This is a genomic window from Micromonospora sp. NPDC000668, assembly GCF_042897975.1.
Lineage (GTDB): Bacteria > Actinomycetota > Actinomycetes > Mycobacteriales > Micromonosporaceae > Micromonospora.
The window spans coordinates 1-10364 of record NZ_JBIAYP010000004.1 but is presented as its reverse complement, the minus strand read 5'-3'; the positions used below and the strand labels follow the sequence as shown (position 1 = coordinate 10364).

General features: G+C 70.6%; 6 protein-coding genes. 2 read left to right on the top strand and 4 right to left on the bottom strand.

Annotation, left to right across the window (positions count from 1 at the left end; genetic code table 11):
• Positions 1 to 137 precede the first annotated feature (137 nt).
• Together ACFY29_RS20905 and wecB are read right to left on the bottom strand one after the other, a co-directional pair.
• Entirely contained in the window at positions 138 to 3242 is a 3105-nt protein-coding gene (locus tag ACFY29_RS20905; protein WP_386988567.1) for a M14 family zinc carboxypeptidase, read from the bottom strand.
• Positions 3243 to 3326: 84 nt separating this feature from the next.
• Positions 3327 to 4346 carry a non-hydrolyzing UDP-N-acetylglucosamine 2-epimerase gene (wecB, locus tag ACFY29_RS20900; RefSeq protein ID WP_386988564.1) on the bottom strand — a complete coding sequence of 340 codons (1020 nt, stop codon included), beginning with the start codon at positions 4344 to 4346 and terminating at the stop codon, positions 3327 to 3329.
• A 584-nt stretch (positions 4347 to 4930) separates the two neighbouring features.
• Between wecB and ACFY29_RS20895 the strand changes: the two genes are divergently transcribed.
• Positions 4931 to 6757 carry a bi-domain-containing oxidoreductase gene (locus tag ACFY29_RS20895; protein ID WP_386988561.1) on the top strand — a complete coding sequence of 609 codons (1827 nt, stop codon included), beginning with the start codon at positions 4931 to 4933 and terminating at the stop codon, positions 6755 to 6757.
• Positions 6758 to 6796: 39 nt separating this feature from the next.
• On the opposite strand, the gene ACFY29_RS20890 is transcribed toward ACFY29_RS20895, so the two are convergent.
• Both ACFY29_RS20890 and ACFY29_RS20885 read right to left on the bottom strand, forming a co-directional pair.
• Positions 6797 to 7984, bottom strand: a complete 1188-nt coding sequence (locus ACFY29_RS20890) for a glycosyltransferase family 4 protein (protein ID WP_386988558.1) — start codon at positions 7982 to 7984, stop codon at positions 6797 to 6799.
• Positions 7981 to 9987 (bottom strand): heparinase II/III family protein, encoded by a 2007-nt coding sequence (locus tag ACFY29_RS20885; protein ID WP_386988555.1) that lies wholly within the window; start codon positions 9985 to 9987, stop codon positions 7981 to 7983. Before ACFY29_RS20885 ends, ACFY29_RS20890 begins: the two co-directional genes overlap by 4 nt.
• 152 nt (positions 9988 to 10139) lie before the next feature.
• Between ACFY29_RS20885 and ACFY29_RS20880 the strand changes: the two genes are divergently transcribed.
• Positions 10140 to 10364: hypothetical protein (locus ACFY29_RS20880; protein ID WP_386988552.1), on the top strand; the 225-nt coding region annotated here is incomplete at its 3' end.

The following is a 10364-nucleotide window of genomic DNA, read 5'->3' as shown; positions in this document are numbered from 1 at the left end:
GGGTACCCGGCGGGGGGGGGGTCCACCACCCCCCCCCCCCCCCAACCCCTACACCATAACAACGGGGGGGGGGGGGCCGGGGGCCCCCCCGGGGGGGGGGGGGGGGGGCGGGGCCCCGCCGCCCCACCTCGCCGCCGTCAGCGGCGGGGTCGGCCGGTCAGGTGGGTCAGCGAGCGGGCGACCAGGTCGTCGCGGGCTGCCGGCGCCAGGCCCTCCAGCCCGAAGCCCAGGTACACGGTGTCCGCGGTGACCACCGCCGAGCCTTCCTCGAACGCCTGCTGGCTACGCGACCAGTCGTTGGCGTTACCACCGGAGCCGGCTGGTGGGCCGGCCACCGTCCAGCCGCCCAGGTCGGCCGACTCGAACGAGGTCTCCGCCACGGCGGACCCGTCGACCAGCACCCGGGCGTCGTCCAGGAAGACGCCGAGACCCTGGGTGCCCCAGTCCGAGGCGTACGAGATCGACAGCTCGACCTGTTTGCCGGCGTAGCCGGACAGGTCGACCACGAACTCCTTCCAGCCGCCCGAGGCGCCGGTCGCCGCGTTCCAGCTGCCGGTGCTCCCGGTCGGCGAGCAGTCCGCCCCCTGGTAGTGCGTGATGAACGGGTGCAACTCGTCCCAGCCGCCGGCGCAGCTGTCCCCGGTGACCGTGCCCGTCTTGCCGTTGGCGTCCGGCAGGGTGGTCCAGGTGTCGGTGCCCACCTCGTGCGCCTCGACGAAAAGGAAGTCCCAGTTCTCCTCCAGGTCGTACGAGGTGAAGAAGCGCAGCTCGCCGCTGCTCGCCCCGGTCAGGTCCACGGTGCGGGTGAGCCGCTTGTACGACTCGTCCGCCTGGCCGCTGTACAAGTACCACTCCCCGGTGCGCGGGTCGAACGGTGCGCTGCCCGGGCGGGTCCAGCCCACCGGCGCGGAGCTGGCGAACTGGGGGAACTGATCCGGCGGCAGGAACGTCGAGGTGGTCAGGAACGACGCGGTGTGGTCCTGGTTCCCCGCCGACCCGGGGGCGTTGAGCTGCCCGCTGAACCCGGTGAACCCGGGGCCGTCACCGGCGACCGGGTACGGCTCGCCCTCCGGTGAGGTGCCGCCGTCGCTCACGTAGGTGAAGGCGCCCAGCCAGTACTGCTGGAAGTCGTTCAGCAGCGGCAGGCAGGTGGCGTCCTCGGCGTCGGTGCACTCCGCCGGCGCGTCCGGGTGGTACACGTACGAGCCGTTCGCGCCCTGCGCGAACAGTGCGTACTTGCCGCTGACCAGCAACTTGCCGCCCTCGTTGAGGTAGTCCCGGACGGCCAGTTCGGTGTCCAGTGCGGCCCGGGCCGTGGTGCCGGCGACCTGGCCGGGGGAGCGCAGGATCACGTCGTCCCCGGTCTCCCAGACGACCGTCCGGTAGTGCGACAGCACGCCCAGCGGGTGCGGCGCCCTGCGCCCCATCGCGTCGAAGTCGTAGACATCGCTGCTGTGGCCGGCCCGGGTCAGCGACGCGGCGATCTCGTCGGCGTACTTCGCGGTGCCGCCGGTCTGCGCCGGGCTGAGCCCGGTCACGTCCTCCACCGCGAGGACCAGCACGTCGCCGCCGATGTCTCCGTGCACCCGGTAGGTGAAGCGTTCACTGGCCACCGGGCCTCCGCGGGGCTTCACCCCGGTGAACCACACCTCAACCCGGTCACCCGGCTTCGTGCCGGTGACCGTGCCGCGCAGCTCGGCGTAGTAGTCGTCGCCGACGTCGCCGTACCGCTCGCCGCCGCGCCACTCACGGACCTTGCTGGTCTTCGGCCGGCCCCCGTTGACCACGTAGTGCATCCGGACGTCCTTCAGCGCTCGCCGCGTGATCGAGGCGACCTGCTGGCTGCGCCCGTACGACGTGTCGAAGGTGTCCACCACGAAGTCCGGTGTGCTGCGGCCGACCACCGACACCGGGTCGTCCGGGTCGCCCGCCGACGTCGCCACGGCCAGCGCGAACGGCAGGTTCTTGGCCACCTCGCCGGCGATCAGGCCCTCGTCGTCCGGGAAGATGAAGTCGCTGACGCAGTCCTCCGGGCGCCACTCGTCGTCCGGGTCGACCGCCGAGGCGGACTCACAGGTCGACATCTCCGGCGTGAAGCCCAGCGTCCCGTAGCGCACCGAGGCGTGGCTGTCGGTGTCGCCGTTGGTGGTGTACAGCTCGGCGGAGATGTCCGGGTCGTAGCCGGGCACCGCCGGGTGGGCGTCGTCACCCGCCATCGCCTGGTAGATCACGTCGTCCGGCGTGGGGGTGCTCACCTGCCAGCCCACGCCGTAGAGCAGCAGTTGGGCCGCGGAGTGGTAGTTGACGAAGAACTCGAAGCCGACCCGCTGGAAGAGCCGGTCCAGTGCCTTGGTCTCCGGCTCCGAGTTGGGCGCCGGGCCACGGTAGGTGTCGCTGTTCGGCTCGGGTGACGAGCCCTCGTTGTCGTACCCCCACTTGTAGCTGAAGTTGCGGTTGAGGTCGACCCCGTCGGCGGTGGTGATCTGCCCGTCCCGGTCGTTGTCGCGCAGGTTCTTGCGCCACAGCCGGTTGCCGGGGGTGAAGGTGTGGTCGTAGCCGTCGGGGTTGGCGACCGGCAGGAACCACAGCTCGGTCCGGTCCAGCAGTCGGGTGATCGCCGGATCGCTGCCGTAGTTGTCCAGCACGTGGTGCATCAGCCGGCGGGTCATCTCGGGCGTGATCCACTCGCGGGCGTGCTGGGCGCTGCCGTAGAGGACCGCCGGGCGACGGCCGTCCGGCACCGTCCGGGCGTTCTTGGTGACCTTGACCGCGAGGATCGGCTTGCCCTGTTGGGTCCGGCCGATCGTCTCGACCTTGGCCAGCCCGGGGTGGCGTGCGGCGGTGGCGATGATCTCGTCGCGGAGGCCGCCGGGCTCGCTGTACGAGCGGAACGCCGACCAGCCGGCCGCCGCCTGCTCCCGCAGCGCCTGGGAGGCGTCCTTGCCACGCACCTTCTTGACCGACAGGGGGACACCCTGGCCGGCCAGGCGCTGCGCCTGCCGACGGCTGAGCACCGTCTCGACCTGCGTGCGCCCATCCGGGGCCGCCTCGGCGTCGTGGCCGAGGTCGACCCCGGCCGCGCGGAGCCGGTCCACTTGCGTCGCGTCGAGCGTGCCGACGTACACCTCGAGACCGTCGCGGCCGCCCGGGTCGGACGGTGGCCGTGCGCTCGCGGGTGCGGTCAGCGCCAATGCGCCGACCAGGGTGACCACGCCGACGATCGCCAGTCGTCTCGGTCTCATCGCGCCTCCTCGGGTCAAGGACCTCTAGCGGCGAGCCTTCGGGCCAGCGTGATCGATGTCAATAGGTCGATGGATTCGAGTCGGCTACCTGAGCAGACCCGCGATGACCCCCGCGATGCGCTCGCCGGCTGTGCCGTCCCACAACGGCGGGGTGGGCCACACGGCGGGTCGTCCCGCCGCCACCATGCTTGCCACGGCATCGGCAAGCGCCGCCCGGGTGACAAGGCGGTTGGTGCCATTGGTGATCGTGATCGGGCGCTCGGTGTTGGGCCGCAGCGTCAGGCAGGGTACGCCGAGCATCGTCGTCTCCTCCTGTACGCCGCCGGAGTCGGTGACGACGACCGCCGCGCCGCGTACCAGGCTGACGAACTCGAGGTAACCCAGCGGCTCGATCACCCGTAGCGCGCGATGCGACAGCAGCCCCGCGTCCTCCAGGTGGCGCTGGCCGCGCGGGTGCAGCGGCAGGATGACGGGGAGTTGGTCGGCAACGGCGTGCATCGCCTTCACCAGGTCGACCACATCTGCCGCGTCGTCGACGTTGCCCGGCCGATGCAGCGTGGCCACGATGTAGCGGTCGGGTAGCGAGAGCGCGGTACGGATGCCGTTGACGTCGAAGCGGTCGAGATTGGCCAGCAGAGTATCGATCATCGGATTGCCGACCAGGTGGACTTTCTCCGCCGCGATCCCCTCGTCGTCGAGGTGCGACACGGCGTCGGGACTCGTGGCGAACAACAGGTCCGACACGTGATCGACGACAATGCGATTGATCTCCTCGGGCATAGTGCGGTCGAAGCTGCGCAGGCCTGCCTCCACATGGGCGACCGGGATGCCCAGCTTCGCGGCGACGAGAGCCGCGGCGAGCGCGGAGTTGACGTCGCCATACACGACAGTGAGCGCCGGGCGGGCCGCGAGCATCAGCTCTTCCAGACCGGTCATGACGGCCGCGGTCTGACTGGCGTGGCTTCCCGAACCCACGCCGAGGTTGATGTCAGGCTCGGGAAGACCGAGTTGGCGGAAGAAGACCTCGGACATCCGCTCGTCATAGTGCTGTCCGGTGTGGACGAGCTGTTGCCGAATGCCGTACCGGTCGAGCGCGCGGATCACGGGTGCTGCTTTGGGGAAGTTGGGGCGTGCACCCGCGACGTGCAGGACAGCGTCGGCTGACATGTGTCTCCTCGTGGAATTCGGTGCGAATCAGCGGGGGCGCGCCAATAGTACAAGTTATCCAGTTTGGTGGGTCTTACCTCTATACAATGTCGAATGACGGATGCGTTGCGGTGTGCGCTGCCTGAGCAGCGAGCTGCCGCGTGAGCGATGTTCTTACTCCCCAAGGCAGGCAGGCCCCCGTGAAGCAGATCGTCCAGTCCGTGTCCGGTGGCGAGTTGAGGGTCGTCGAGGTCCCCCAGCCCGAGCCGGGAGCCACCGAGGTACTCGTCGCCACGCGCAGGTCCCTGCTCTCCGCGGGGACCGAGCGCGCCGTGCGCGAGCTCGCGTCGGCGAGCCTGCTGCGCAAGGCCCGGGCGCGGCCGGATCTGGTCCGCCAGGTCGTCAACAGGGCGCGTACCGGGGGAGTTCGCTCGACGCTCGCGGCGGTGCGCAGCCGGCTGGACGAGGACATGCCGCTCGGGTACAGCGCGGCCGGCGTCGTCGTCTCCGCCGGCGCCGCGACTGATGGCATCCGGCCGGGGATGCGCGTGGCCACCGCGTCGGTGGGGCACGCCGAGTATCAGGCAGTGCCGGGTCTGCTCGCAGTGCCCGTCCCGGAAGCGGTTTCGGACCAGGCCGCCGCCTTCGGCGCGGTCGCGGCCATCGCGTTGCAGGGTCTGCGGCAGGCCGAGGTGGGTCTGGGCGGCTCGGTCGCGGTCGTCGGTCTCGGTCTGGTCGGGCAGCTGACGGTCCGCCTGGCGCTCGCCTCGGGGCTCAACGTCATCGGCATCGACCTGCGCGAGTGGACCGCGGAGCTGGTCAGGGGTGGCGGCGCGGTCGGTCTGGTCGAGGCCGGTGCGGCGACCACGGAACAGATCATGGAACTGACCCGTGGCCGGGGCGTCGACGCCGTCCTGATCACGGCGGCGACACCCTCGTCGGAGCCGGTCGCGCGGAGCGCCGAGATCGCGCGCGACCGTGCCAGGCTGGTCGTGGTCGGTGACGTCGGCCTGGAGCTCGACCGTAGGCGGTTCTACGAGCGCGAGCTGGACCTCCGGTTCGCCCGCAGCTACGGGCCCGGCCGCTACGACCGCGCCTACGAGGAATGGGGCATCGACTATCCAATCGGCCACGTGCGCTGGACGGCACGGCGCAACATCGAGGCCTATCTCGACCTGGTGGCCAGTGGTCGGGTCGCGGTCGATGACCTGGTCACGCACGTCTTCGACGTGGAGCGTGCGACGTCGGCATACGAGGTGCTCGCCTCCGACCCGCGCTCGCTCGCGGTGCAGCTCAGCTACTCAGCTCCCGCGCAGCCGTCCCGACGCACGATCACGATCCGGCCGCGCCGCAGCTCGACGTCACCGCGTGCGGGGCTGATCGGCGCCGGGAACTACGCCAAGGCGACGTTCCTGCCCGCGCTCAAAGCGGCGGGCTGGGTGGACGACCTCGCCGCCATCACGTCCGCCAAGGGTCTCTCGGCGCGGCACGCCGCGGAGCGCAACGGCATCGCCCTCGTGGTACCGACCGTCGACGATCTGCTGGTCCGCGACGACATCGACGTGGTGTTCATCCTCAGTCGCCACGATTCGCACGCCCGCATGGTCGTGCGGGCGCTCGACGCCGGCAAGCACGTGTTCGTCGAGAAGCCACTGGCGCTGACGCAGGACGAACTCGATGAGGTCACGGCCGCCTATGACCGTAACTCGGGCCACCTGTTCGTCGGTTTCAACCGCCGGCACGCGCCCATGACGGCTCACGCGAAGCAGGTCCTGGAGGCCGCGTCCGGGCCGCTGACCATCGCCTACCGGATCAACGCCGGGACGCTCCCCGAGTCGCACTGGTACCACGATCGGCGCCAGGGCGGCCGCGTCCGGGGCGAGGTGTGCCATTTCATCGACCTTGCGTCGTGGCTCGTGGGTGAGCAGCCGCGCGTGGTGCACGCGTACGGCAGTGGCCGCGGCGAACCGGGACTGGAGGAGGACGTGAGCGTCCTGCTCGGATACCCGGACGGGTCCACGGCGACGATCACGTATTGCACACGCGGGCACCGGCGTACCCCGAAGGAACGCCTGGAGATCCTCGGCCGCGGGCACACCGTGGTGATCGACGACTTCCGGCGCCTGGAGATCGACGGCCGGGACGTGAAGCGGGTACCCGCGGGCAAGGGACACCACGAACTGCTCGCCCACGTGCGTGCAGTGATCGCCGGGAACGCGCCTGACGACCTCGATCTCCAAACGTCGTTCGGTACGACGAGGGCGGCGCTGTCCGCGATTGCTGCCCTGGCGGGTATCCAGGAACATTCGTCGCGCCTGCCCACCCAGGCGGACGCGGAGACCAGCGTGAGCGCCGGGTTCAACTCGTGATGCGCTGAGGCGGTGCGCCGGCGGTACGCCGGACGGCAATCAGCGCGGTGCCTCGCCCGCCTCGTCGACCAGCGGGGCGAGCAGGCGCCCGAGCGCGTGGGACATCGCCGTGCGCGACTGGTTCTCCCGTATCCAGCCTCGGCCGGCGGCGCCCATCTTCGCCAGCTCGTCCGGGCTCGCCTGGACCATCTGGCCGAGGCCGTGGGCGAGGTGGCCCGGCGAGGTCACGTACCCGGAGTCGGCGCCCATGACGAGATCGCCGACGGTCCCCGGGCTGTTGGTGACGATCGGCAACCCGGCAGCCATGTAGTCGAACACCTTGTTGGGGCTGACCCCGGCACGGAACAGTTCGACGTCGGCGAGTACGTGCACGCCGACGTCCGCGGCGTGGAGGAGATCGGGGATCTCGGTCTTCGGCACCGGGTCGAGGAACCGGACGTTGCGGATGCCGAGTGCCGCCGCCTGCAGGCGCGGCTTCTCGACACCCGATCCCACCAGCACGACGTCGATCTCAGGCACCGCCTTGGCGGCGGCCAGGAGCAGGTCGAGCCCGTTGGCCGGGCCGTGTGCGCCGGCGTAGACGGCGGTGCGGCGGGTGAACCGGTACCGCCGCCGCAGCTCGTCGCGGTCGGCGCTGGGCACGAAGTCGTCGGGGTCAGCCGCGTTGGGGATGAAGACGATCTTCTCGGGTGCCACACCCTTACCCTCGATCGCCGCCCGCACGCCCGGTGCCATGATCACCACGCGATCGGAGCGCTGGTACAGGAACCGCTCCAGGCGCTCCAGCGCCCGGTACGCCAACGAGGTTTCCGCGAGCGTTCCCATATCGACGAGGACCCGCGGCCACAGGTCCCGGACCTCCAGGACGAATGGTGTACGCCGGAGTGTCGCCACGACGCAGCCGGAGAGGCCGGCCAGCAGGTGCGGTGAGGACGCGTACACCACATCGGGGCGGGGCTGCCGCAGGCCGGACACCGTGGCCGTCACCGCGTAGCTGGCCCAGTTGAGCACCCGACCCAGGCCGTTGCCCCGGTATGGCGTCACGGCGACAGGATGAAATCCCGGCTCCGCGCGCTGTGGCTGACCGGTGATCATGTTGCGGCGCCCCGCGATGATCACGTACGACCAGCCGGGCAGCCGGCTGAACAGCTCGACGTGCCGGGTACCGCCCGGATAGCCCGGGGGCACGGCGAAGTGGTTGAGGACGAGGACTCTGCGTTGCGTCATCGTGGCGCTCTCACGTGATGGACTTCCCCTGATTCGATGTCGGTGACGGTGAGGGTGGCGCCGGCGGCGCTCCAGGTGACCTCGAAGTGGAGACCGTCGAGTGCGTTCGGCTCGGGCCGCGACCCGGGTACCGTGCCGAGCCCCCAGACAACGGTGTCGACCCGGCTCTCGGCCGTGATCCACGTCGCCGGCTCCCAGCGTCCGTACGTCCGGCTGTGCCAGCCCGCGAAAGGTGCCGACCGCCCGCGCACCGGCTGGTACCCGTCCAGCCCGAAGACGCCGAGTTTGCTCTCGCCGGAGATGAGCGTGTCGCTCTCCACCGTGACGTCGGGGTGCAGTGGGATCGTGAGCGACCAGGACCTGGCGACCTCCGGCGGGTCCGCGAACTCGACGATCGCCACGTACTGATCGGTCACCACGACGGCGCGCCCGACGCGCAGCGGGTGCTCGCCGCGCGCGTACGCGTCGTGCCAACCGAAGACGATGGTGCGGTCCGGCAGGACGAGCGGCGGCCCGAGGTGCCCACGTGCGGTGTTGAGCCAGCGGAAAGCGCGATGCGGTACGAGCTGGTCCTGTCCGTCCGGCCGGCGCACGGGGTGGGCGGCGGAGGTGCGCAGTCCGTTGCGCACCTCCAGCGGTCCGTTGTAGGTGCCGGTTCCCGGATCGGCGATCAGCCACCGGCCGCCGTGCTTGATCCAGACTGAGGTCAGGTCGGCGTGGCCGTGCGAGGGGCCGCCGTCCACCTTGAACCAGACCTGCCAGGGCCCCCGGTCGACCAGCGCGATGCCTCCCGAGACCGACGGCCCGGACCGGGCGTGGCCGATCGCGGCTGTCCGGTCCGGTGTGGGCTCCCGCGTCGGCGTGGGCGCGTACCACGCCAGTTCGTCGAAGTCTGCGTACCAGCCCGCCGGCAGCCGCTCGCCGCACAGCGCGAGGCCGAGTGCGGTCGAGCCGGCCACGTCGAGCGGGTCGCCGGAGGATGCGAGCACCCGCCCCTCGTCCCAGTCGCCGTACTGCGGGATGTCGCCGTCGAACACGCCGAGCCGAGCCAGGTGCAGGCTGGCCGCGTGCAGATCACGGTGTACGTCGGACGGCGCGGCGCCGAGTAGCACCCGCACGATGAGCATTTCGAGCACGAAGCGGTGGTACGACAGCGAATCCTCGATCATCCGGCCGTCGGGCGCGATGTGCCGGCGCTGCTGAGCCGCGAACATCCGCTCCCCGGTACGCGCCCACCAGCGCGCACGCCGAGCGGTGGGAAACATGCGCGACAGCAGGATCAGCCCGAGTGCGTCGCCGAGCATGTGGTTGTTGCGCATGCTGCTCAACGTGTACGGCAGCTCGACCATCAGGTGCCGGGCGCTGGCCAGCAGCAGCCGCTCCATGGCGGTCACCACGTCGCGGGGAAGCCGCTCGCCGACCAGCGCCATGACCTGGTTCCAGCCGATCGCGCGCAGCGCGAGTTCAAGGCTGGAGTACCAGTTCACGCCCTGCTCCGGCGGGGACTCCGCACACCAGGACCGCAGCAGGCCGGTGAGCCCGTCCTGCCACGGGCCGGCCGGGTCGAGGCGGGCCGCGCGTGCCAGGACGACCAGGTCACGGTGGCGTGCCGCCTCCCAGGTGTGCTTCACGTCCGACAGCCGCACCTCGGAGCGGATGTCGATCCGCCACCACGGTTCCCCCGCCGGCCATTGCCGCCCGGTCAGCGGGTCGGTGCACCACGGTGCCGAGACGCCCGTCGCCACCCGGCCCCCGAAGACCCGCAGCCCGTCGCGCAGCACGCTGCCGGCGTCGTCCAGGCAGCGCTGCCCCGCCTCGTCGCTGACGGGCATCATGCCGGTCAGCGGCACCAGCGTGGCCGGGCGGTGGCGCTGTGTCCGGCTGCCGAACAGCACGGCGTGGAACCCGCTGCGCTTGGACGCCTCGTACGCCGCGCGCAGCGGTGCCGACAGGCCCAGGGCGCGCATGTCCACGGCGATCGCGCGTAGATCGGTCTTCACCATCAGCTTCCCCTTGGGCATGGCGACGGAGGTGATCGTGGTCTGCCGGAATCCGAGGTTGTCCGGGGCGCCGAGCTCGGGCGACCCGAAGTAATGAGAGCGACCATATCAGGTCATTGGCCGTGTTCGGTGCCGTTCGTCCTGAGTATGGACTTGTGTCCAAGAAGTACCGATTGTGGGGCAATTGGGACGTTTCGTCCGTTTCCTGGCTGGTTGTGGGGTCGTTGCGGGTGTTGTGGCTGTGGGGGTGGGTCGTGGGTGTGGTGAACGTGGCCGGTGTGGCATCAGTGACGTTGAGGAGTGGTGTTGACTTTTCTGGCTTCTGGTCGCCGGGTGTTGATCACCGGTGGTACGGGTTCGTTTGGTCGGACGATGGTGGG

Bases quoted from the DNA above. Each gene is read 5' to 3' on its own strand.
- ACFY29_RS20905 (WP_386988567.1), bottom strand. From the start codon at position 3,242: ATGAGACCGAGACGACTGGCGATCGTCGGCGTGGTCACCCTGGTCGGC.
- ACFY29_RS20895 (WP_386988561.1), top strand. From the start codon at position 4,931: ATGCGCGTGGCCACCGCGTCGGTGGGGCACGCCGAGTATCAGGCAGTG.
- ACFY29_RS20890 (WP_386988558.1), bottom strand. From the start codon at position 7,984: ATGACGCAACGCAGAGTCCTCGTCCTCAACCACTTCGCCGTGCCCCCG.
- ACFY29_RS20885 (WP_386988555.1), bottom strand. From the start codon at position 9,987: ATGGTGAAGACCGATCTACGCGCGATCGCCGTGGACATGCGCGCCCTG.